The sequence below is a fragment of the Shewanella decolorationis S12 genome (assembly GCF_000485795.1).
Lineage (GTDB): Bacteria > Pseudomonadota > Gammaproteobacteria > Enterobacterales > Shewanellaceae > Shewanella > Shewanella decolorationis.
Window position 1 is genome coordinate 753,565 of the sequence record NZ_AXZL01000076.1, and the last position, 22,390, is coordinate 775,954.

At 48.8% G+C, this 22,390-nt stretch carries 22 protein-coding genes; 7 read left to right on the plus strand and 15 right to left on the minus strand.

From position 1 onward, the window contains the following. Window positions 1-56: 56 nt before the first annotated feature. Both SHD_RS20300 and SHD_RS20305 read right to left on the minus strand, forming a co-directional pair. Window positions 57-1,724, minus strand: coding sequence for an FAD-dependent oxidoreductase (locus tag SHD_RS20300; protein ID WP_039978820.1), 1,668 nt, complete (start codon window positions 1,722-1,724; stop codon window positions 57-59). A 380-nt stretch (window positions 1,725-2,104) separates the two neighbouring features. Further along, window positions 2,105-3,340 carry an OprD family outer membrane porin gene (locus SHD_RS20305; RefSeq protein ID WP_235056987.1) on the minus strand — a complete coding sequence of 412 codons (1,236 nt, stop codon included), beginning with the start codon at window positions 3,338-3,340 and terminating at the stop codon, window positions 2,105-2,107. Between the two features lie 280 nt (window positions 3,341-3,620). On the opposite strand from SHD_RS20305, the gene SHD_RS20310 reads away from it, so the two are divergent. Continuing rightward, window positions 3,621-4,346, plus strand: a complete 726-nt coding sequence (locus SHD_RS20310) for a FadR/GntR family transcriptional regulator (protein ID WP_023268847.1) — start codon at window positions 3,621-3,623, stop codon at window positions 4,344-4,346. Window positions 4,347-4,651: 305 nt separating this feature from the next. On the opposite strand, the gene SHD_RS20315 is transcribed toward SHD_RS20310, so the two are convergent. The 5 genes from SHD_RS20315 to SHD_RS20335 form a co-directional block, all read right to left on the minus strand. Then, window positions 4,652-5,539, minus strand: coding sequence for a radical SAM protein (locus SHD_RS20315; RefSeq protein WP_039978823.1), 888 nt, complete (start codon window positions 5,537-5,539; stop codon window positions 4,652-4,654). Window positions 5,540-5,565: 26 nt separating this feature from the next. Continuing rightward, on the minus strand, window positions 5,566-5,892 hold the full coding sequence (locus SHD_RS20320; RefSeq protein ID WP_023268849.1) for a putative quinol monooxygenase: 327 nt from the start codon (window positions 5,890-5,892) through the stop codon (window positions 5,566-5,568). Between the two features lie 43 nt (window positions 5,893-5,935). Then, window positions 5,936-6,409, minus strand: coding sequence for a GNAT family N-acetyltransferase (locus SHD_RS20325; protein WP_023268850.1), 474 nt, complete (start codon window positions 6,407-6,409; stop codon window positions 5,936-5,938). Window positions 6,410-6,536: 127 nt separating this feature from the next. Beyond that, complete coding sequence (locus tag SHD_RS20330; protein WP_023268851.1) at window positions 6,537-8,144, minus strand: DHA2 family efflux MFS transporter permease subunit; 1,608 nt, start codon at window positions 8,142-8,144, stop codon at window positions 6,537-6,539. A 13-nt stretch (window positions 8,145-8,157) separates the two neighbouring features. After that, window positions 8,158-9,210 (minus strand): HlyD family secretion protein, encoded by a 1,053-nt coding sequence (locus SHD_RS20335; protein ID WP_023268852.1) that lies wholly within the window; start codon window positions 9,208-9,210, stop codon window positions 8,158-8,160. A 97-nt stretch (window positions 9,211-9,307) separates the two neighbouring features. Here SHD_RS20335 and SHD_RS20340 point away from each other — a divergent pair, with 97 nt between their 5' ends. Together SHD_RS20340 and mscL are read left to right on the plus strand one after the other, a co-directional pair. After that, window positions 9,308-10,282, plus strand: a complete 975-nt coding sequence (locus SHD_RS20340) for a LysR family transcriptional regulator (protein ID WP_023268853.1) — start codon at window positions 9,308-9,310, stop codon at window positions 10,280-10,282. Between the two features lie 162 nt (window positions 10,283-10,444). After that, window positions 10,445-10,855, plus strand: coding sequence for a large-conductance mechanosensitive channel protein MscL (gene mscL / locus SHD_RS20345; protein ID WP_023268854.1), 411 nt, complete (start codon window positions 10,445-10,447; stop codon window positions 10,853-10,855). An 82-nt stretch (window positions 10,856-10,937) separates the two neighbouring features. Here mscL and SHD_RS20350 read toward each other — a convergent pair whose 3' ends face one another. From SHD_RS20350 to SHD_RS20380, 7 genes are all read right to left on the minus strand, one after another. Beyond that, window positions 10,938-11,261 (minus strand): antibiotic biosynthesis monooxygenase family protein, encoded by a 324-nt coding sequence (locus SHD_RS20350; protein WP_023268855.1) that lies wholly within the window; start codon window positions 11,259-11,261, stop codon window positions 10,938-10,940. 129 nt (window positions 11,262-11,390) lie between these two features. Next, window positions 11,391-14,603 carry an efflux RND transporter permease subunit gene (locus tag SHD_RS20355; RefSeq protein WP_023268856.1) on the minus strand — a complete coding sequence of 1,071 codons (3,213 nt, stop codon included), beginning with the start codon at window positions 14,601-14,603 and terminating at the stop codon, window positions 11,391-11,393. A gap of 76 nt (window positions 14,604-14,679) precedes the next feature. After that, window positions 14,680-15,960 carry an efflux RND transporter periplasmic adaptor subunit gene (locus SHD_RS20360; RefSeq protein WP_023268857.1) on the minus strand — a complete coding sequence of 427 codons (1,281 nt, stop codon included), beginning with the start codon at window positions 15,958-15,960 and terminating at the stop codon, window positions 14,680-14,682. A 15-nt stretch (window positions 15,961-15,975) separates the two neighbouring features. Beyond that, a complete protein-coding gene (locus tag SHD_RS20365; protein WP_023268858.1) occupies window positions 15,976-17,346 on the minus strand; it encodes a TolC family protein in 1,371 nt (456 codons plus the stop codon). Between the two features lie 208 nt (window positions 17,347-17,554). Beyond that, window positions 17,555-18,004 carry a hypothetical protein gene (locus tag SHD_RS20370; protein ID WP_023268859.1) on the minus strand — a complete coding sequence of 150 codons (450 nt, stop codon included), beginning with the start codon at window positions 18,002-18,004 and terminating at the stop codon, window positions 17,555-17,557. A gap of 163 nt (window positions 18,005-18,167) precedes the next feature. Continuing rightward, a complete protein-coding gene (locus SHD_RS20375) occupies window positions 18,168-18,371 on the minus strand; it encodes a DUF3012 domain-containing protein (protein WP_023268860.1) in 204 nt (67 codons plus the stop codon). 36 nt (window positions 18,372-18,407) lie between these two features. Next, window positions 18,408-18,773, minus strand: coding sequence for a SpoIIAA family protein (locus tag SHD_RS20380; RefSeq protein ID WP_023268861.1), 366 nt, complete (start codon window positions 18,771-18,773; stop codon window positions 18,408-18,410). Between the two features lie 148 nt (window positions 18,774-18,921). Between SHD_RS20380 and arfB the strand changes: the two genes are divergently transcribed. The 4 genes from arfB (at window position 18,922) to SHD_RS20400 (ending at window position 21,066) form a co-directional block, all read left to right on the plus strand. Then, a complete protein-coding gene (arfB, locus tag SHD_RS20385) occupies window positions 18,922-19,335 on the plus strand; it encodes an alternative ribosome rescue aminoacyl-tRNA hydrolase ArfB (RefSeq protein ID WP_023268862.1) in 414 nt (137 codons plus the stop codon). 101 nt (window positions 19,336-19,436) lie between these two features. After that, window positions 19,437-19,871: a type II 3-dehydroquinate dehydratase gene (gene aroQ / locus SHD_RS20390; protein WP_023268863.1), complete on the plus strand. Its 435-nt coding sequence runs from the start codon at window positions 19,437-19,439 to the stop codon at window positions 19,869-19,871. Window positions 19,872-19,905: 34 nt separating this feature from the next. Then, entirely contained in the window at window positions 19,906-20,361 is a 456-nt protein-coding gene (gene accB, locus SHD_RS20395; protein ID WP_023268864.1) for an acetyl-CoA carboxylase biotin carboxyl carrier protein, read from the plus strand. Between the two features lie 27 nt (window positions 20,362-20,388). Further along, complete coding sequence (locus SHD_RS20400) at window positions 20,389-21,066, plus strand: SDR family NAD(P)-dependent oxidoreductase (protein WP_023268865.1); 678 nt, start codon at window positions 20,389-20,391, stop codon at window positions 21,064-21,066. Window positions 21,067-21,151: 85 nt separating this feature from the next. Here SHD_RS20400 and SHD_RS20405 read toward each other — a convergent pair whose 3' ends face one another. Continuing rightward, a complete protein-coding gene (locus SHD_RS20405; RefSeq protein ID WP_023268866.1) occupies window positions 21,152-22,369 on the minus strand; it encodes an MFS transporter in 1,218 nt (405 codons plus the stop codon). Window positions 22,370-22,390: the final 21 nt, after the last annotated feature.

The window sequence follows — 22,390 nt, forward strand, 5'->3', positions numbered from 1 at the left end:
CATCATTCATGTCACTGGATGCCATTAAAAAGCAGCCACTATTGATAATTTGGCGCTTAAAGTTTCGCGACGTATTTGCCTGCTAAATAACCAAAGGTATAGCAACGTCCCAGAGACAAGCCGAATACCGTTAATGGGTAATCAACACCACCGTAGAAGCCTGCACCTAAGTTACCCACAATGAAGAGGCCCGGAATTTCTTTACCATCTGCATCAAGCACTTGATGATTCTCGTTAACCAAAATACCGGAACATAAGGTTGAAATTCTCATGCGACGGTGAATGCCATAAAATGGTGGCTTAAGCACCGGAACCATTTTGCTCGCTGGTTTACCAAAATCTTCGTCTTTACCTTTCTTACACAATTCGTTGTAACGATTTACGCTTGCAACAAAGGTTTTTGGATCGCACTCTAGCTTCACAGCCAATTCTTCTAAGGTATTTGCTGAGTAGGTATTTGTTAATGAAGGATATACACCCTTTTTCTCACCGGGCACTTCAGGCATATAGTCCTTTAGCTCTTCAGGTGAATAAAGGTGACCTGGCCAATCCTTCGCTTGTGTCATGTAATCAGAATCAAAAACCTGAGAGTAATGGCCAGCGTTATACTCATCTTTGAGGTAGTTATTCATTAATGACATCTCAACCGTTTCATTAACGAAACGCTCGCCTTTACGATTAACGGCTAAGAATGGCATGTCACACATTGAAGCGGGACCAGCATCAAAATCGTGTAGCATTTTGGTATGGCCAACAGGTTCGATAACGCCACCGGCCCAATAGGCCATAGCAAAACCATCACCAGTACGATCCATTTGTTTACGTTCGAAGTTTTTCAGATCTGGAATAAAGAAGTCACACATTGCCTTGTTATTTTGGTAATCACCAGAAGACAGAATGACGCCTTTCTTCGCCATAAATTTGTGATATTTACCATCACGAGTTTGAGCAATAACACCTACAACTTTGCCTGACTCGTCTTGGATCAATTGTTGTGCTGGCGTGTTGAAGAAAAATTTAACACCCGCCTTTTCGGCAGTTTTAGCGAGAGCACGGATACCGTCACCAGTAGTGTAGGGTTTAGGTCCGCAGAAGGACGTAACAAAATTTAAACGATCACCTTGGTCTGCAATACCGCGAATACCGTGCTGTACTTTAGTGCCTTGGTCGACAACCTGGCCGCCACTTTGCTTCATACGATCAATCACCCAAGTGACCGCTTCGCCTGAGTTGTAAGCCCATTGTCTTAATAAGCCAGGATGAGAACGGTGGGCGTTATCGGCCATTAAACGGCTAACAAGTGCCTCAATTGCAGACTTGTCACTGGTCTTAAGATCGATACCAGACCCAGTGTTACCCTGTGAAACTGGTATTGGTTGTTTTTGCAAACACGCAACTGTAGCACCATTTTCTCTGGCAGAAAGTGCAGCTGGGACACCCGAAGCTCCGGCACCAACAACGACCACATCAAATGTTTGAGTTGTTGCTATGTCCTTATCCGCAATAGATTTAGGTTTAGGTAAAAAACTTAAGGTTGCACCACCAATCTCGCCATATGCCCCCTCTGCCTGCAAAGGTGCCGCGCTAGCAGACCCCATGCCTAACGTCGCAAAAGCTAATCCACCACTGCCCATTGCTGCTCGGGTGAGAAAACTTCTTCGAGATATACCGTTTTGAAGAACACTCGCTGTGTATTGGTCAATTTCTTTTGATTTGTTGCTCATTTGATACTCCTTTGCCAGCATTGTGAGCACCATCACACTCACAATGGTGCTGGGTTATTCGTGCCCAGATTTTTACGTGTTTAGAATCTAAAACTGTTGCGTTGACTTGAACGAAACACAACCAACGGACAATTAAATGTATGACATATGACGATACTAAAAAAGAGGTATTCAATGCATATTTGCAGTGCTTCACAAATATTCAATTTATGGAATATCAGCCCTATTTTATGAACAGCCAACTATTTAATTTAAATTAGCAATATTTAATAAAAGTTTTATTATAACAAATGACTACTAATTAGATTTAAAACAAAAATGGGCATACCTAATCATCATGGTATACCCTTAGAAAAGTTGCAGGGGAGCAAAATTTATCGCTAATGACCTAACATAAATTTATAGTTAATATAAAATCTAACATCATTAAAGTTTTCACCTTGATCAAAATCGATATTAGCGTATCGAGCTTTTAATCCTAAACCAGAAAGAGCACCAGAGAACTTATAACTAATTGAATAGTTCATCTCACTAAAATCACTCCCCTTATCTTCTGGTACATCATATTGTCCATAATATGCATAAGCTTCTAATCCATTGATACCTAGCTTTTCAAAATCATATGCCAGTTTCAATGCATTAACCTCTTCATTCCCCCGTGCTGATTGATAAACTTGCTGGATAACGACTTTTTCATCACCCCATGGTGTAAGCACAGTATCATCACCTGTCTTAGCGTATAAATAGGTAATATCAGCACCGACAAATTTAGCCCCTAGGTGAAAACCATATTGGTAAGTGTCTAATGGGCCACCCGTTTCTTCACCTGTTGATTTCTGAGTTAAATAAGAAGGAGTAAAATAAACGTTCGCCGCACCGAGGTCAGTAGATAGCTTAATCTTTGCATATGATTGATTAAAAACATCTTCCATCCTGTAATGCCAAAGACTAACCTCAGTTTTTACCCGTTCAATTGGTAACTGGTACTTAGCACCAAGTGCATACACTGGATTATCTGCAACATTAGCGACAATACCCGCTCTGGCCAATTCACTTTGTACCGCATCTTTTACAGATACAAAACTATTATCGGACCATCCCATTGAATCCGTAATATATAATGCTGAAAGGGTAAGATTATTTACGCTGTTATTTTCAACAGTAAATCCACGAAACGTTCTTGGAATAGCTCGAATATCGTGAGGGTTCATCATAGGAGTTCTTAATTCTTGAGCCCCAACTTTAAATTTAGTACTCCACCATTCGCCCTGAACAAAATATTCTTGTAATCGATTAACGTTATCGTGGCCACCATTAGCATCTCGAGCAACTAAACCATAAACACTATCAGAGTCGTTAACCCAAATAGGGTTAGCAGATGCAAAACTAGTCCCAAAACTAATCCCACTTACTTTCGCTGTATTATAATAGAACAGCCCACCTAATGAAGTGTCATGTTTTTTATTTGTCGCACCATCAAAATCACGCGTAAAATCAAATAATCGCAATTCACCTTTAACTGTTCCTTCGCTAAACATTTTATCAATTGTTGTATCTGCAAACGCAGATACAGAAAGCGCAGATAGCACAAAAAAAGACAAGCTTTTAATTTTCATCATCATCTTCCTGTTATGAGTTGATATGTTGAACATACCTATGCTGGTTAAGAAATAGACTCAAAACCACCTTGGACAAATGTATGACGTATAACTTTTGTTAACAATAAAGATTGATTAAATATGAGAAACTAGTTGCGAAATTTATCTAGATGTTACTTTGATCAACAAAAGTGAATATTTTTTAATCACTAATATAGGAAAAGCGAGAGTACATTTTCTGCCTCAAAAGTGCTTTTAATGTTAAGATGACCTCACTAAGTATTTTGAGGGCAAACTAGTGCATAACTTCAAGCCAATTAAGCAGATAAAAGCATCTAGTGAAGTAGGACAACAGCTAAAAAACGCTATTTTAGGTGGTGATTATAAAGCAGGTGATAAACTGCCATCTGAACGCGAGCTCATTGAGTTATTTCAAGTGAGTAGAACCGTTGTCAGAGAAGCAATTAAAAGCCTTGAGGCTGGCGGATTAGTCGAAATTCGTCAAGGTGCAACTGGCGGTGCATTTGTTAAACATCTGACATTTGAACGTTTAAGTGACGCTTGTCATGATATGTTTATGATGGGAAAACTGTCACTTCCTGAGTTATGCCAAGCGCGTATTTTGATTGAGCCTAAAGTCACTCGGATGGCCGCTAAAAATTGCACACCAACGCAGGCAATAGCGCTACACGAAGCTTTACGACACGAGAATGATTCGCACGCTTATCCGGATACTGTCGCTTTACGCTCCGAAGTACATTATTTATTAGCTGAAATGTCTGGAAACCGTTTTTTAGAAGCCATAGTCAAGTCGCTGTTAATTTTACTTAAAAATCAAACCATAAAGTATGAGCCGCCGACGGATGAAATCCATCCTTTAGGCTTACACGATGCGATAGTGCAAGCCGTAATCGAAAAAGACGAGGCCAAAGCTGAAGCTGCCATGCTAGCGCATTTAGAAGATTTTAACCGTCGTTTAAAAGAAATCGAACTGAGATATATCAAGCGGCAAAATAACGCTTAATGCTAAATATCAAAGGTAAGTCCAGTAACTAGGGCGTGTTGACGTTTCAGGGTTATTTTTGCAGTAATTTGGCTGATATTTATGTAAGTCAAAGCCCGTATATTGTGGTTAACAACTGGCTGTTAACACAGTAAAAATACCTACTATACGCCGTCCAAATGGACCGTTTGGTAAGCCGGAGCTCTTAGTTTATGTCATAAGAGCCTCGGTCATTTAAGTAGACTCACAACGCGTCGTGACTCGTTTGATAAACGCGAACATGCCAAAGCGAACAAAGCCTAATCTTCAACTTACACTCAATCGATTTATAATCCCCGCTGCCATTCCTGCCTTAAGGGAATGCTGCGCGGCGCGTGAATTGCCTGCTCGACCTGTGCCAGCAATTTGGCCTTGTCCTTACCTAGTACTCCTTTTAAAACAAGATAGTTAGAGGCATGGTCGGAGCGAAAAATCGTTTGCTCCAGCTCCAAATGGCTAAGCAGGGTTTGCATTTCTTGGAATAATCCTAATTGGTCCGGTAACTGAAACTGGCCATCAAACACTGCATCCATCCGCTCTGTACCGAGCGGCAAAGTAACCACCAAAGTGGATAAATAATCGGGCTGGGCAGCATTCATCAACTTGGCCGAGTTGATGGCATGTTGCTGCGATAACGCCACGCCACCTAAGCCATTGAGGATCATGACAGAAGACTTCATCCCCGCCGCGCGAATTTTTTGTAATGCCGCCAGCGATGACTCGAAAGTTTCGCCCTTTTTAATCTTGGCCAGCACTTCGTTATCACCACTTTCGCAGCCAACGTACAGCAGACTTAAGCCTAACTCCCTCAGCCGAGCGAGCTGCTCAGGGGTTTTATTATTCAAGTTACGCGGCAAACAATAACTACTGATCCGCGTAACCTGCGGCAAGTGGCGCTGGATTAACTCGCAAATCGCCTCTAACCGAGCAAAGGGTAAGCTCATTGCATCACCATCAGCCAAAAACACCCGCGATACAGGCATACCAGTTTGGGCAATCGCGAGAATATCTTTTTCAATCTTATCGAGTTTTTGTGCTCTAAAGGCTTTTTGCGGCTGAGTGTACATATCGCAAAAACTGCACTGATTCCAACTACAACCGTTAGTCACTTGCAGTATTAGCGACTTCCATTCTGATGGCGGTCTAAATACAGGTTCAATGTAATTAAGTAACACTACAAACTCCTGTTAAGTAAGATAAATTAAGCGATGACTTGATGGTAAGTTTCCACATGGAAAGACTCGACTAGCTCGGGCATCACCTGATGGAAATAATGCTGAATGGCATCCTTAGCGCAGTGCTCATCGAACGCGGCGATATCGACAAACTTCTCCACAAATGTCACGCGGCGCGATTCATCACGGCTGACGTTGAGCTCATAACGGATGCAGCCCGCTTCGCGGCGCGTATCGGGGATCAGCGAAGCAAGCGCCGCAATCAAGGCCTCGGTTTTACCTTCTTTCGCTAAAAAGCTCGCGACGCAAACGAGTTGTTGTTGATTAATTTTATAATCCGTAACTGTAGTCATTTGATTTTCTTAATAAGAGTAAATTCAGCTAGTTAAAACCAGATCACTGAGGCTGGTAGCGCATATCAATATGGGGAATACCATCTTCCAAATACATTTCAGAGCACGCGCTAAACCCGAGTTTTTGATAGAAGCTTTTCAGATAATCCTGAGCACCAATTTGGATCCCCGCAGCAGGCCAAGTGCTGAGCGCCGATTCAATCGCCCTTTGCATCAACGGCATTGCCAATCCTTTACCTCGTCCCGCAGGAGACACAACGACTCGGCCAATGCTTGCCTCGGGATAACTCAGCCCAGGGGGTAAGATGCGGGCATAGGTGAGTAACTCGCCCGCTGGCGATAAGCCGAATAAATGCTGGGTTTCAGGGTGTCTATCTTTATCGTCAAGCTCTGGATAAGCACAGGCTTGCTCGACCACAAACACATCGACTCTCAGTTTGAGAATCTCATACAAAGTGTTAGCAGTTAATTGATTAAATTTAAGATTTTGCCACTCGACTGAATCTGGTATCGACATAAAAAAGCTCTGCGTACAACCGGAAAAGAGCTCGAGTCTATCACAGGTCTACACATAAAAAAGCGCCTTAATCCTGGGGGAATTAAGGCGCAGGGGTTACGCATTGCGAAAACGAAATAAGTCAGTCTTATTCGACAACCGCATCGTGGGCGACTGGCCCTTGTGGTTTACGGATAAGCAGCACAGCCACCACGGCAATTAATAACAGGGCGCCCATAATAAAAAACACATCGTTATAGGCTTGAATATAGGCCTGCTGACTCATGGTTTGCCCTAATAGCGCCTTGGCCTGCATGGAGGCGGTATAGGGATCCGAGCCGCCCTGTTGCAACATGTTGGCGCTCTGATTCAAATAATCCTGCGCCTGTGTGCTGACCGCTGGCAGAGACTCCTTCACATGGGCCAAATGACTACGGGCCAAGTTATCGGTTAAGGTCGCCACCAGCGCGATACCAAAGGCGCCGCCTAAGTTACGCATCACGTTCAGCACGGTCGAAGCCGAAGGATTCTCATGGGGCTTTAAATGGGCCGTCGCCAACATGCCAATGGGCACTAAGATAAAGGGCTGGCCTAAGGCGCGCACCACCTGGGAGGCGATCATCTGCGGCCCGGCGTAATCGGCGGTCATTTGGCTATTCATGTAATAACTGAGGGCAAACATAAAAAAGCCGAAGGCGGCTAAATAACGCCCGTCGAAACGTTGCATTAACCGCGGCACTAATGGCAATACCAAGAGCTGCGGGAAACCCATCCACATAATGACTTCGCCGATTTCCAGCGGTGTGTAATCATGCACTTGGGACAAATAAAGTGGGATCAAATAGATAGCACCAAAGAGTGCCATCCCCAGCAAAAAGTAAGCTATGGTCGAAAGCACAAAATCGCGTTTACCGAGCAGGCGTAAATTCACTAAAGGATCTTTACGTTTAAGCTGGATCCACACAAACAACACTAAATTCACCGCGGCAATAATGGCGAGATTGCGGATTAAATCCGAGCCAAACCAATCCTTGCGGTTGCCTTCCTCAAGCACTACTTCGAGGCAGCCCATGCCTAGCGCCATGGTGACAATGCCCGCTAAGTCGGCATTTTTCAGTTTGTCCCACACCACAGGGCGCTTTTCGAGGCCGTAGGCCAGCATCGCCATTACCAGCAATCCGGGCGGCACGTTGATATAAAACAGGTAATGCCAGCTAAAATGCTCAGTTAACCAACCACCTAGGGTTGGGCCAATCGAGGGTGCAAACGTCGCCGTCACCCCGAAGAGCGCCATCCCTATGGCACGTTTATTCTCGGGTAAAAATTCTAAGATCAACCGAAAGGCTAGCGGGATCAGCGCGCCACCAAAGAAGCCCTGCAACGCCCGAAAGGCGATCATGGCCTCGAGGTTCCACGAAATCGAACACAGGATAGAAGCAAAGATAAAGGCAGCGGTGGTCCACAGCAGATAACGCCTGACCGAAAGCCCAGTGCTTAACCAACCCGAGAGCGGGATCGCAATCATCTCGGCAACCAGATAAGCCGTTGAAATCCAACTGCCTTCCTCCAGCGTTGCGCCGAGGCTGCCTTGGATTTCCTTCATCGAGGCATTGGTGATTTGAATATCGAGGATCGCCATAAAGGCGCCAATCAAACCACCGAAAACGGCAATCCACGAACGGCGACTACCGCGCTCATATTCGCTCGGTGTAGCCCCCGCGGCGATAGCCTCAGATGCCGCAGCAATTGTGCTCATGTTAACGACCTACTTAGCGACCGACGTTAGCAGCGATGGCTGTCGTCGGATGCGACGCAGTGTCGACCTTGACCACAGCACTTAACCCGGGGACGACACGCGCCTCTTCTAAGAGATCTAAACGGATCCGCACAGGGATACGTTGGACGATTTTCGTGAAGTTACCCGTGGCATTTTCGGCGGGCAGCAGACTAAATTTGGCTCCGGACGCCGGTGACAGACTATCGATAACACCTGTAAAGGTTTTGTCGGGAAACGCATCGAGACTGACCTGCACCGACTGTCCAGGTTGCATATGTTGGATTTGGGTTTCTTTAAAGTTCGCCGTGATCCACACAGCCCCATCCGGAACCAAACTGTAGAGTGCCTGGCCGGGTTGCACATATTGCCCCACCATAGCGCCGCGTTTACCAATCACCCCAGAGAAAGGCGCGGTCACGCGGGTATCATTAAGCTGAATTTTAGCCAGCTCCAATGCCGCATTCGACTGTTCAACCACAGAACCAGCCTGATTCAGCTGGGCATTAAATACGGCGAGCTCACGCTCTTTAGCCACTAACAGTGCCTTGGCTTCATCGAGACGCGCGGCAGCAGAATCAAAACCGGCTTGTAATTGGTCGACATCGTCCTGTGAGCTGTAGTTACTGACTTTTAACTTTTTAGCTCGGCTTAACTGTTGCTCGGCACGGATTTTATCGGCCTGCGCCGCGACCACGCCCGCACTCGCTTGACTGATCAACGCGTGCTGCAATTCCACCTTAGCAGCTAAGGTTTGCAGATCGGCCTTAGCACTGGCGAGTGACGCCTCGGCTTGGCTGACTTTGGCGCTAAACTGATTATCTTCAAGTTGCGCCAATAACTCGCCCTTGCGCACATGCTGGTTATCGGTCACATCGGATAGCACCACATAACCCGGTACTTTCACGCTCACATGGGAAATATCGGCCTCAACATAGGCGTTATCAGTGGTTTCGATAAAACGAACCTGCGTCCACCAGTAATAACCGCCACCCGCAACGGCGGCGAGCAATAGTGGAACGGCGATGATGAGTTTACTTTTGGACATGAATGACTCCTTGATTAGTGAGTGCTAGTGTACTACTGTCTCATCACGTTTATTAGATAGTTAAAAATCAACCCACTGTTTCACAGGTGTAACAATCATGGATCTCAATCGCGTGCAGATATTTGCCCAAGTCGTCGAGCAAGGCAGCTTCACCGGCGCCGCTAAGGCCCTTGGTTTAACTAAGGCCACTGTCAGCCGCAAGATTGCCGAACTTGAGGCAGATACTGGTACCCAATTGTTATTCCGAACGACCCGCGCCCTCAAACTCACCGAGGCGGGATCAAGCTACTACAATCGGATCAATAAGATCTTGAGCGATCTACAGAGCGCCGAAAATCAACTCAGCGCCCACCAGCAATTGATTAAAGGCAACCTAAAAATAGTGTGCCCCATCGAATTAGGCCAATTATTCCTCGGGCCTATCTTCGCCCAGTTTTTAACCCTTTATCCCGATATCACCATCGAGGCTGAGCTCACTAACCGTAAGGTGGATGTGATAGAAGAAGGTATCGATTTGTTATTCCAAATCGCTGACTCGAGCGACTCCCGCCTACAGAGTTATTCATTAGTTAACGCCTATAAATCCTTGATGGCCAGCCCCAAGTATTTAGCCGAGCATGGCACACCCAAAGTGCCGCAGGACTTAGCCAAGCATAAAGCGATTCGTTTACAGTCGGCCCATATTGAAGGCGCATGGAAGCTGTTTGATGGTCAGTCTTGGGTGGTGATTGAACCGGTAACACAACTCACGGTAAACAATGTCACCATTGCCCGCGAAGCCGCTATTGCAGGGCTTGGCATTACGGCCGTACCTTCAATTATTGCCCAAGAGGCGGTAGAGAAAGGTTATTTAGTGCGACTCCTCGATGATTACCCTATGGTGCAAACCAAAGTGGTGCTCAGTTACCCCAAGCGTGCTTATTTGCCGCGAAAATATCGAGTGTTTATCGAATTTATCTATTCTGCCCTGTTTAAACGCTGGGGCTCACAGGTATTAGAAGTGCCAGAATTTATTGGTCAACAAGAACAAAGCAACTCACGCCAACTTAACAATTGTAACTTTGACAAGTAGAAATAAAGCCGCGAAGGAGAAATCCTGAATACCAGAATTGCCTTAATCCTTAAGCCCCTATAAGCTTGGCAAGGTAACAGGCAGCAAAAGACCCTTAGGTTTTCCTGATACAGTTAACACAATAAAATTTAACATTTCATTTTTAATTTAGGAGGAAACCTTATGAGCTTAATTAAAGAGTTCAAGGCTTTTGCGTCCCGTGGCAATGTGATCGATATGGCGGTGGGTATTATTATCGGTGCCGCTTTTGGCAAGATAGTCTCATCCTTTGTCGCCGATATCATTATGCCGCCAATTGGGATCATCTTAGGTGGCGTGAATTTCAGCGATCTGAGCGTTGTGTTGCTCGCAGCCCAGGGCGATGCGCCAGCGGTGGTGATTGCTTACGGTAAATTCATTCAAACTATTATCGACTTTACCATTATCGCCTTCGCGATTTTTATGGGCTTAAAAGCCATTAATAGCCTAAAACGCAAACAGGAAGAAGCGCCTAAAGCCCCACCAGCACCAACCAAAGATCAAGAATTACTATCAGAGATCCGCGATCTGCTTAAAGCGCAGCAAGAAAAATAAGCTAATGCCATTTTTATCTGATTGATTACAATAAAAAACCCATCGGCAGCGATGGGTTTTGTTTTGGGATTATGCGCTTAGGTTATTCAGCTGCATCAATTAAGGTTTCACTATAGTCTTGCACTACTTCAGCGACACGGATCCGATAAGCGTTAAACAAGCAAGGCATAATCCCAGTTTGCTCAGCAATGCTATGGGCCATTTGATTGCGCCATTGGGTGATAGAGGCCATATCTTCCCAAAACGATAGACTTAGCACCTTGCCATCGTCGGTTAAGCTCTGAAACCGTTCGATCGAAATTAATCCCTGACGCCCTTCTAAATATTGGCGCATTTCAGCGGCTACGTGCAGATATTCTTCCTTTCCTTCTTTCGTGGGAACGACTTCAAAAATGACTGCGATCATACTCTCTCCAGAGATACTTATCCTTAATACCAGCGCTAAGCCTAGCCTATATCGCACACTATAGCTCGCTGATTTTTAAACTTTAACGTTAAGCCTTGGCACAAAATCGCGCCAAGGCTTAACGGCCAACTAGTCAGGCAATTTATCGTGACGATATAACCAGCGATATAAGGTCGGTAATACTAATAGGGTCAGCGCAGTAGAGCTAAACAGCCCGCCGATAATCACCACCGCCAATGGCTTTTGGATTTCACTGCCCACACCCGATGACACTAAGATGGGGATCAAACCCAAGGCCGAGGTCAAGGCCGTCATCAGTACGGGGCGTAAACGGCCAACCGTGCCTTCATAAACCGAGTCATACAGCGACTCTCCGCTCTGTCTGCGCTGGTTAATCGAGTCCACTAACACCACGCCATTGAGCACCGCTACCCCAAACAGCGTGATAAAACCAATGGAGCTCGGCACCGACAGATAAGTGCCGCTGACAAACAGCGCCACGATACCGCCAATTAATGCCAGAGGAACGTTCGCCATAATCAACAAAACCTGCTTCACCGCGCCAAAGGAGAAGTACAACAGCAAGGCAATCAAGGCGATAGAGACTGGCACCACCAACATCAGCTTTTGCTGTGCTCTTTGCTGGTTCTCATACTGACCGCCGACAATCACAGTATATCCCGCGGGCAAATCGGCCTGAGGCACCAACGCATAGATATCTTTGACCACAGATCCCATGTCCCGCCCCGCCACGTTGGCTTGCACCACCACACGGCGCTGCACATCGTCACGGCGAATATTCGGCGGCGCCATTTCTACCTCAACGCTGGCGACTTCACCTAAACGCACTGTGGCGCCATTACTACCGCTAAGGAGTAAATCCTGAATCACATCCGGGCTGCTGCGATACTCGGCAGCGAGGCGCAAATTAATGTCGTATCTGGCATTACCGTCGATCACCTGTCCAGCACTCGCGCCACCAATCCCTTGGCTCACCAGCGACATCACTTGGTCGACGCTGATACCATAGCGGGCAAGCTGTGAACGATCTGGCCGCACCACCAGCTGCGCCTCACCACTCACCTGTTCGAGGGACACATCCACAGCACCGGGGATTTTCGCCACCAGATCGGTGAGCACTTGGCCTTTTTCAGACAACACGGCTAAATCAGGACCAAAAAGCTTAATCGCCAACTGTGCCTTTACCCCAGAGAGCAGCTCATCGACTCGCGTCGCAATCGGTTGTGAGAAGGTCAACAGCAGTCCAGGGAAAACACTCAGTTTTTCCTCCATCAGCCGTTGCAGCTCCAAACGCGAGCTAGCCGATTGCCATTCTTCGATGGGTTTAAGGCCGATATAGACTTCGATATTGCTGACGGGTTCAGGATCGCCGCCTAATTCGGGCGCACCGATACGGCTCAAGGCATATTCCACCTCGGGAAATTCCAGCAGCATGGCCTCAAGCTTTGGCGCCACATCTAAGGAAGTGCCAAGGCTCGCAGTCGGTGCCAGCGTCACCCTAAGGTTAATCGTGCCTTCCTCTAGCTCGGGCACAAACTCGGTACCCAGCCTTGGCAGCAATACGATACTCATTGCAAACATCAGCAGCGCGCTGATCATCACCAACTTTGGCCTAGCAAGGGTTGCACTCAGCAGGTTGCGATATGCCGAGTCCAAAGGGGCTAAGACGACGCTCTCCTTCAGCACAACGCCACGCTTAAACAGATAAACCGCCAGTGCCGGTACGGCAATCAAGGCCACCAGTAAAGCTGAAATCATCGCCAAAATAATGCTGACCGCCATCGGCTGGAACAGTTTGCCCTCAACCCCTTCCAGCGCAAATAGCGGCGCAAACACCACAATGATGATGGCGGTCGCGAAGAAGATCGGACTGCAAACCTCTTTCGCCGCCAGCATAATGCGCACAGCCATGCTGTTGTCCGCTTCAACGGCGCGGATACTACCATCCTCATCGCCATGGTATGGGTCGGCTTCGCCATCAGCGCGCGCCCTCGCCTGGGCTAAATGGCGGCGATCTGGCTGAGTTAAATGTTTGAAAATATTCTCAACCATCACCACAGAACCATCGACCAACATACCAATGGCCACCGCTAACCCACCAAGGGACATCAAGTTGGCAGACAGGCCATAGTAGGACATAACCATCAGCGCCAAACCAATGGATACGGGGATAGACAACAGCACCAACAGGGTGGCGCGGATATTCACGAGGAACAGCGCCAAGATCACCACGATAAACACAAAGGCCATTAATAGCGCATCGCGCACTGTGGTAACGGCCTTATCCACTAAGTCCGCTTGGTCGTAAAACACCTCGAAGGACACGCCCTTGGGTAGCGCCTGCTCAATCAGATTAATCCGCGCATCGATATCATCAATCGTCGCCTTAGTGTTGGCGCCCATGCGCTTAAGCACCACGCCCGCGACTACTTCCCCCAAGTTTTGCGCCTGACCCGCCTCATCGCGGCGCGTCATAGTCACGGCCCCAACACGGATCTCACTGCCAAAATCGACCTGAGCAATGTCGCCCACTCGCACTGGCGTGCCACGCACTTCAGTCAGCGGAATTTGGGCAATTGCGGCAAGCCCTGCTTCACCCGCGGGTAACATGCCATAACCTCGCACCACCAATTGCTCCTGGCCTTGATCCATAAACCAGCCACCAGCATTGCGGTTATTGCTCTCAAGCGCCTCGCTCACCTGCGCCATCGACAAACCATAGGCTCGTAACTTGTTAGGGTCGACCTGCACTTGATACTGGCGCACCTCGCCGCCAAAGGATAAAACATCGGTCACGCCGCCCACGGGCATCATGATCAGTTTGACGAGGTAATCGTTAAGGCTTCGCAGCTCGGCGGCATTAATACCCGAGCTAGGGTCGGCCCGCAGAATGTACTGATAAATCTGCCCTAAGCCTGAAGTGTTAGGGCCAATTTCTGGCACCCCCACCCCACTTGGGATCATCTCCCGCGCCGCCTGTAACTGCTCAAACACTTGCTGGCGAGCAAAGTAAATATCCGTACCCTCGGCAAATACCACGGTCACGATGGACAAGCCTGTACGCGACAATGAGCGCACCTCAGTCACCGCCGGCAAGGCATACATGGCCGATTCGACCGGATAACTGATAAGCTTCTCCACCTCTTCGGCGGCCAAACCCTCGGCCGCAGTATTGATGGTCACCTGTACGTTGGTCACATCGGGAAAGGCATCCAGATTCAATTTAGGCAACATGGCGACACTGGTGGCCACCACAGCAAGCAGTGCCAGCACTACTAATAGCCGATTTTTAATCGCGGCTTCGATTGCTTTTTGCAACATATAAATTCCTCGCGCATTCGCCCTAGGCCTTTAAAAAGGCGTAAAATAGGGCTTGAGAAGGTTCGACTAAGCGGCATTAGTGGGCATGAATATCAAAGCCAGTTTTAGCCTGCTCCGACGCTAAGAAAAATGCGCCTCCCACTACCACTTTTAGTTGTGCCTGTCGTGCCTTATCCAACTTGTCGCCGCGCACTAGGCTTAAGCCACGCTGACGCTGCACCAGCTCCACCTCAATGGCTTCGAAACCATCCTCGTCTTGAATAAAGATCTGCCAATCACCATCCCCACTGCGGGTAAGCGCCGCATCGGGCAAGACGATTCCAGAAGAGAAGCCTGATGATAAGTCGCTGCCTTTAGGCGCATCGGCAAAATACAGCTCGGCAAATTGCCCCGCGTGCAGCACATGCTCTGGGTTTGGCATGCTGACTAAAATCTGCTCGGTGCGGGTTACGCTATCCAGCTCATGGGAACGGCCGATAATCTTGCCCGCCAGCGTTTTATCCCCCACTTGCACCAACGCCGGGCCACCGACATTCACATTAGCCGCCTGTGCTGGGGTTAATTGCGCTTCCACCCAAAGGTGCGACTCATCGGTCAATTGCATTAATGGCGTACCAGCGGTGAACACTTGGCCTAGCATGGCGATATCCTGCTGCACTCGGCCATCGATAGGTGCCAACAGTTGATAACTTCCGATAGCTTCAGGGGTCGACTCTAAAGTACGAATTTGTTCAGGGGTCATTTTGATCGCCTCTAAAATCGCTCGCTTCAGTTCGGCATCAACCTGCGCCTGCATTCTGCGGCTCACGCTCACCGCGCCCTCACTCATCCGGCGCACTCGGCTCCATTCTGCGGCCGCATTAATATATTCCGCCTGCGCCTTGGCAACTTCTGCGCCGCCTAAGGTCAGTAAGGGCTCACCTTTTTTCACCTCTTGACCGGGCACCACATGGCGCGCCTGCACCCGCACATCCAGCTGCGGTGCTAAGGTCGCGGTTCTATCACGGTCAACCACTAGAGTGGCGGTCGCCATAGTATCGAGGTTGAGATTGCTAAAACTTAAGCTATCGCTGCTCAAGGGCAACAGGCGCACGCCTGCCAGCTCCAACTGCGCAGGCGTAAAAGTAAGTGCCTGCTCACCATGGTCGTCTTCAGTCGCTGAAGCACTTTTTTCTGCCTTATTGGTGACCTTTTCAGCTCCGTGATCATAGCCTTCACCCGCGAAGCTCGGCGTCAGGGTTAAGGAGGACAGCATCAAGGCCAACACTAAACGGGAAGGAGTAAATAAAGACCTTAAGCCCGCAGTAGACACTGTGCCCAACGTTTGGAAAGACGATTTTTGAGTAAATGAATTCATAGTATTACCTCACGATTACTTTGCTGGCACGGCATGTGTGGAAGAAGTGGACCTTGATTTGCCGACGGATGTGTCGGCTAAGGTGTCAATCATGGGCAGCAGCTGACCGCTGTCCCCCATCCAAGTTAACCAACTCTGATAAATTGCCGTTTCGAGGTTTAAACCGACCAAATAACTGGCCGCGAGCTGACGTCGACTCTGCAAATACTCGCTGGTACTCACATCACCCGAACGCCACTGCTCACTTAAGGATTTAGCTGCTTTACTCCCCGAGGCAGCAACTCGCTCGCGCCAATCTTGGTAGCGCGCCAGTAAACGGGGTAAGGCATTGGTAAATTGTGCCTGTTTGGCCGTAAGCACTCGCTCACGGGCTAAGTAGTTCTGCTCCGCGATTGCGATACCCTTGTCGGCAACCGCCTGTAACTCACTGTAGTTATTCCGCACCTGCAAAGGGATGGCCACGCCGACGCCAAACTTGTTGTCATCGCCTTCCTTTTCAACACCGAGGTTGATGGTGGGATCGGCCGCCGTGTCCGCCTTAACCTTCATGGCATTGGCCTTGGCCAACAACACCTGTTGATGTGCACTGGTCAATGCGGGTAAATCCACTTTCGGGTTCATTTGCGTCACCCATTGACCAATCTCGGGGATAAACTCTCTAAATCCCAGCTTATCGACGCCGAGTAATTCGATGACTTTGCCATCGGCCACTAACGCCGCTTGCTCGGCCAGCGCATAGTCGGCGGTATTACTCGCCAGTTCGAGCTTTAGCAGTTGCAACTCAACATCGGATAAATCCCCCGCCGCAAAGCGCTGCTCGGCAATATTGAGCTGTGCCTGTGTAAACCTTAATTGCTGCTCGGCAAAGGTCAGCGCCTTATTGCTCTGCGCCTGCTCGGCCAGCGCCAATAGCCGCTCGGCCAGCATCTGACTGCGCTCTAGCTGTATATCCGCTAACAGGATTTGTGCCTCGAGCTGGGCAAGGCGGGTCGCTACGCCGCGCTTATCGCCCCAATCTAGGGTTTGACTCAGCCCTAGGCTGTAGGTATCTGTGTCGGCGTTTTGATAATTGAGTCCAAGATCAGGGTTATAGATGGCGCGATCCGCCGCCGCAATGGCGAGCTCAGCCTGTTGCTGCCGAGCAATTTGCGCCTGCACTTCGGGTAACTGATTAATTTTCTTGAGTAACTCTGGCATCCACTGCTTGAGGGAAGCTTGAGTTTCTTCGGTTAATAGCTCGCCTTGCGCTAATAAAGTGCCTTCAGCATTTAGCTCGCTCACTTCAAGGCTTGAGGTTGCTGCAACAGCAGAGTGAACCTGTCCGCCAACGAGCACGAGTGTGCTAAATAGGCCAAACAAGGTCTGGGCGATAATGGTTTTCTTCATCGCAATTCCTAACAATATCTAAATAGGACTGGCCCCACGCAAGAGACGTGTGGATACCAATCGAATGCCCCCCAAAAGCGTAAAATGTCGAATAAGCTCAAAGCGCTAGCGCGAGCCATGGCCGTTTAGACCAGTTATCGATGCGTTGGGGATAAATTAAGGGCTTATGGCTGCGCACAATAACGAAGCGATAAGCAGATATTGAAGGTTAAGCGATGGGAGGGCGGTACTTAGGTAATTGATCAGGTGGGAAATAGGCTAAATCCGTTGGTACATAAGCCGATTCAAACGCGATAGCCGTTTGGCTCTCGGTATGGGATAACAACGCCACATGACCGCCGTGACATTGGCAATCAAGGCAAAGGTCAAAATCTTGAATTTCAGTGGTTTGCACTAAGTGTGAATGGCCACTCACGCTCGCCGTTGCTATACCCGACTTAAGTGCCGTTTCGCCAAACGCCTCGGCACTGAATCCGAGTGTCTGCTCGTTAGGACACACACAATCCACACATTGGGCCAAGGTGGTCACGGGAGCACTAAATTGGAGATGGGGATGATTTTCGGCTTCTTCGGCGCCATTGCCCGCATGTAACTGATGGGCACCCAAATTCGCGCCCGCAAATTGCAGCACGATAATGGCTATCAGTAGGGTCACCATTCGGCTAAAGAATGGTTTAGCGGTCGAAATCAAATATCACCTTGGGACGATTTAGTCTTAATTCAGCAAAAGCTTGCGCAAACATCAGACAGGGATTTTAAGCATAAGTTCACAGCTTGCAACTTAAAATAAGCTAAGCTGTGACACTATTCGCTTGAAAAACTTACTTAAACACGCAGTGTTTGGCGTAATCGGCCGCTTCGTTAGCCGTCCAATCACCTTTAGGTTTTTCCTTCATTTGCTTACACCAAGCATCACTACCTACCTCTGGCGCACAGGCACTTAAGCCTGCGGTAAAGGCCAACACTAGGGCGATAGCGCCTAATTTAGCGGTCGGTTTGATAGTCATAGTTTTCAACAAAAACATATTTAATTCCCTATAAGTTATACCCACCATGGGCCATTAAAAAGTTGAACGTTTAGCGATCCACGCAATGGCTTTGGCTTTCTGCTCCAAGGGGAACCAAGCGACTTCGCCCTGCATAAAGGGGCCGAGTAAGCGCACAGCATTACCCACCCAATCTGGGCCGCCAACAAATACTAAAGCTTCAAAATTAGGGAGTTGGACTTCACCACTGCCCGTTAGCGACTCAAATTCCCAACCTTCGAGTAAGACATCCGCCTCGATATACAGGCAAACTTGTCCCCAATCCTTGCGGTAACTCTTAATGGCCGGCTGTAAGCGGGTACGATAATCGGTTGAAGAGAGTCGACCACTGGCGAAAAGACTGATAACACCCTTAGCAATATCGGGGATTTGGCATAACATAAAGGCACTCCGAAACGAGAACACTATTTTGCAACGGGCAGCCACGCTTGCCCTGCAAGAATGCGCCCGATGATAACAAATCTATTGAAAAGCCATAAGCAGTTATTGCTCGCTTCTCAAAGCAATTGGACAAACCACTAAGTCTGCCATGATAAAAATCTCAAACCGTGTGGAACTTCCGGAAAATGAAATCGAGTGGCAATTTATCCGCTCCAGCGGCGCTGGCGGGCAGAATGTCAATAAAGTCTCCACCGCCGCCCAATTGATTTTTGATATCAGACACTCGTCATTACCCGAGTTTTATCAGCAGCGCCTGCTGCAAAAAGCCGATCATCGCATCACCGCCAGCGGCAAAATCATCATCAAATGTCAGGCGAGCCGCAGCCAAGAGGCGAATCGGCAAACCGCCTTGGAGCAATTTATCGCCCTAGTAGCCAGCGTGGCCGAAGTGCCCAAAAAACGTATACCGACACGTGCAACTAAAAGCAGCCAAACCAAACGCTTAGATGCGAAAAAACAACGTGGCGCCACTAAGGCCATGCGACAGATTAAGTTTGATTAACCCCGCCGACAGAGTGGTGACATTCATAATGCAAAATCCGCCCGAACAGGTTAAGTTAATGGCATTCAACCCGTTAAGGCATGTCGTAAAAGGAAAGCGTAATGAATCATAAAGTTCTGCTCATCAATGGCCCCAATTTGAATCTCCTTGGCCGCCGCGAGCCCAGTGTTTACGGTCATCAAACCTTAGCCGATATCGTTGCCCTGTTAACTGAACAAGCACAGGCGGCAGGCGTACAACTTGAGCATATTCAATCGAATGCCGAATTTGAGCTGATCAACGCTATCCATGCCACCGATGCGCAGATGATTATTATCAATCCCGCTGCCTTTACCCACACCAGTGTTGCCCTGCGTGACGCACTACTTGGGGTGGATATTCCCTTTTACGAAGTGCATTTATCCAATGTTCATGCCCGCGAGCCCTTCCGCCACCATTCCTATTTGTCCGATAAGGCCATTGGAGTGATTTGTGGTTTCGGCGCCCAAGGCTATGAGTTTGCCCTCTCGGCGGCGATTAAAAGATTAAAGGCATAAACGCGATTAGCGTGAGTATAGGGAGCCACAAGCCATGGCGGTTGACCTTCGAAAGATCAAAAAACTGATTGAATTAGTGCAGGAATCTGGGATTGCAGAGCTGTCGATTACCGAAGGGGAAGAGTCTATTCGCATCACCCGCTACAGCCCGCATACCTCAAGCACACATGAGAGCGCGCACAATCCTCCGCCTTCCACTGCATCAAGCCCAAAGCTGGCGAAAGCCCGTGACGCACTGCCCATGATTGAAGGTTTTGTGCAGCTATCGCCCATGGTCGGTACCTTCCATACCTCACAAGGCCAAACCGAGGCGCCGCTAGTGCGTGTGGGTCAAAGAGTGGCGCGCGGCGACACGCTTTGTATTATCGAAGCCATGCGGATGCAAAATCCCATCGAGGCCGAGCGTGACGGCATAGTTGGCGCCATTTGGGTGAAAGACGGGGACGATGTCGCCTTCGACCAGCCGCTATTCACTCTGATCGAAACCTAGACTTCGAAATAGAATTTAGAGGTAAAGATGATACTGATTACTGGCGCAAGCAGTGGCTTAGGCGCGGCATTAGCGGCCCTGTATGCCAAGGATAACCAAGCACTTACACTGACGGGGCGCGATGCCAATCGCCTGCATACCGTGGCCAATGCCCTCAGCCCATTTTCGACCCAAAGCATCAGCGCCATTAGTGCCGATTTAGCGGACGATGCGAGTGTCGAAGCGTTATTCGATGGACTCACTGATGCCCCCAACACGGTTATTCACTGCGCTGGCAGTGGTTACTTTGGCGCGCTGGAAACCCAAGGCACGAGTGAAATCCAAGCGCTGCTGAATAACAATGTCACTTCAACCATTCTGTTGGTACGTGAATTAGTGAAACGCTATAAACAGCAAGCAGTTAAGGTCGTGATCGTGATGTCCACCGCCGCCCTCGCCGCCAAAGCGGGTGAATCGACCTACTGCGCCGCCAAGTGGGCGGTGCGTGGCTTTATCGAATCGGTGCGTTTGGAGCTCAAGCAAAGTCCGATGAAGTTGATTGCGGTTTATCCCGGCGGTATGGATACCGGCTTTTGGCCGAGCAGTGGTAAGAGTCTAGACACCTCAAGCTTTATGTCCGCCGATGAGGCCGCTGGCATGCTAAAACAAGCGCTGCTCGCTACTGAGCATGGCTATATCGCCGATATCACCATTCAACGGGGTTAATGGATTAAGACGACGAGTTAACGATAAACACATGGGCGGCCAAGGTACAAATTGCCTTGGCCGCCCATTCTTTTGAATCAATCCCTTAGTCGATGCAATTAGCGGTGCACAGTGCACTGCTTCGGCGGCTCTCCCTATGGGTTAACCACCACATAACTAAACCGCCAAGGGATAAAAGTGCTGCGGCATAGCCAGTCGCGGCAATACCTTGGCCAGATAAGATCACTAAGCTGCCCACCCAAGGGCCAATGGCATTAGCAAGGTTAAAGGCACATTGTACTAAAGCGCCGGTCATGGCCTGCCCATCGGGAGCCACATCCATTAATCGCGCCTGTACTATGGTTGCCAAACCAATCCCCGAACCCACAAAGAATACTATCGGCATTAATGCCCAGTAAGATCCCGTCAAACTCGGATACAGCGCCAACACTAAGGTACTTAACACCAACGACCAAAATGCCGCCGCCAGCGCCGACTTATCCGCCGCCCAGCCACAGACTAAGGTGCCTAAGGTGGCGCCAATCCCAAAGACCGCCATCATCACCGGGATTTTAAAAGGCTCGACTTGGGTGACTTGGATCAGTGTTTCGGCCAGATAGGTATACACACAGAAAATCCCACCAAAACCGATAGCCGCAATGCCGAGCGTGAGCCAAACTTCGCGGTTCTTCAGGGTTTGCAGCTCTTTTTTCGGACTGGCATTTTGCGGTACGGCGACATTCGGCGCGAGAAAATACAGCATCACGGCAGTAACGGCGGCAATAATCGCCACTATACCGATACCAGAGCGCCAACCGACGGTTTGCCCCATCCAAGTCGCAAAGGGCACGCCAACGATAGTGGCTAAGGTTAAGCCGATAATCACCCGAGAAACCGCTCGAGCCTTCATTTCGGGAGGCACTAAGGATGCCGCCAGTAACATAGCGACACCAAAATATGCACCATGGGGCAAGCCACTTAAAAAGCGGAAAAAGACTAACCAATTCAAGCTGGGCGCCAAGGCACTTAAACCATTGGCAACCGCCATCATGGCGGCCAAGGCAATTAACAGCGTGCGCCGCTTAATCCTCACTCCCAGCACCATAATGATGGGCGATCCCACCACCACCCCAAGGGCATAGGCGCTGATGGCATAACTCACATGGGCGACATCGACACTTAAATCGCTGGCGATATAAGGCACTAAGGTCATGGCGGCAAATTCTGTAGTGCCTAGGGCAAAAGTGCCTAATGCCAAGGCTAACAACACCCAAAGCGCGCTGCTTTGAGCTGGGGGTTGAGCGTTGGGTTGAACTGCTTGCAAACGATTTCTCCGCTATTCTGT

What these genes read in the sequence shown, in the direction of transcription:
- SHD_RS20300 (WP_039978820.1), bottom strand. Translation starts at nt 1,724, where the DNA reads ATGAGCAACAAATCAAAAGAAATTGACCAATACACAGCGAGTGTTCTT.
- SHD_RS20305 (WP_235056987.1), bottom strand. Translation starts at nt 3,340, where the DNA reads ATGAAAATTAAAAGCTTGTCTTTTTTTGTGCTATCTGCGCTTTCTGTA.
- SHD_RS20320 (WP_023268849.1), bottom strand. Translation starts at nt 5,892, where the DNA reads ATGACTACAGTTACGGATTATAAAATTAATCAACAACAACTCGTTTGC.
- SHD_RS20325 (WP_023268850.1), bottom strand. Translation starts at nt 6,409, where the DNA reads ATGTCGATACCAGATTCAGTCGAGTGGCAAAATCTTAAATTTAATCAA.
- SHD_RS20330 (WP_023268851.1), bottom strand. Translation starts at nt 8,144, where the DNA reads ATGAGCACAATTGCTGCGGCATCTGAGGCTATCGCCGCGGGGGCTACA.
- SHD_RS20335 (WP_023268852.1), bottom strand. Translation starts at nt 9,210, where the DNA reads ATGTCCAAAAGTAAACTCATCATCGCCGTTCCACTATTGCTCGCCGCC.
- SHD_RS20340 (WP_023268853.1), top strand. Translation starts at nt 9,308, where the DNA reads ATGGATCTCAATCGCGTGCAGATATTTGCCCAAGTCGTCGAGCAAGGC.
- mscL (WP_023268854.1), top strand. Translation starts at nt 10,445, where the DNA reads ATGAGCTTAATTAAAGAGTTCAAGGCTTTTGCGTCCCGTGGCAATGTG.
- SHD_RS20350 (WP_023268855.1), bottom strand. Translation starts at nt 11,261, where the DNA reads ATGATCGCAGTCATTTTTGAAGTCGTTCCCACGAAAGAAGGAAAGGAA.
- SHD_RS20355 (WP_023268856.1), bottom strand. Translation starts at nt 14,603, where the DNA reads ATGTTGCAAAAAGCAATCGAAGCCGCGATTAAAAATCGGCTATTAGTA.
- SHD_RS20360 (WP_023268857.1), bottom strand. Translation starts at nt 15,960, where the DNA reads ATGAATTCATTTACTCAAAAATCGTCTTTCCAAACGTTGGGCACAGTG.
- SHD_RS20365 (WP_023268858.1), bottom strand. Translation starts at nt 17,346, where the DNA reads ATGAAGAAAACCATTATCGCCCAGACCTTGTTTGGCCTATTTAGCACA.
- SHD_RS20370 (WP_023268859.1), bottom strand. Translation starts at nt 18,004, where the DNA reads ATGGTGACCCTACTGATAGCCATTATCGTGCTGCAATTTGCGGGCGCG.
- SHD_RS20375 (WP_023268860.1), bottom strand. Translation starts at nt 18,371, where the DNA reads ATGTTTTTGTTGAAAACTATGACTATCAAACCGACCGCTAAATTAGGC.
- SHD_RS20380 (WP_023268861.1), bottom strand. Translation starts at nt 18,773, where the DNA reads ATGTTATGCCAAATCCCCGATATTGCTAAGGGTGTTATCAGTCTTTTC.
- arfB (WP_023268862.1), top strand. Translation starts at nt 18,922, where the DNA reads ATGATAAAAATCTCAAACCGTGTGGAACTTCCGGAAAATGAAATCGAG.
- aroQ (WP_023268863.1), top strand. Translation starts at nt 19,437, where the DNA reads ATGAATCATAAAGTTCTGCTCATCAATGGCCCCAATTTGAATCTCCTT.
- accB (WP_023268864.1), top strand. Translation starts at nt 19,906, where the DNA reads ATGGCGGTTGACCTTCGAAAGATCAAAAAACTGATTGAATTAGTGCAG.
- SHD_RS20400 (WP_023268865.1), top strand. Translation starts at nt 20,389, where the DNA reads ATGATACTGATTACTGGCGCAAGCAGTGGCTTAGGCGCGGCATTAGCG.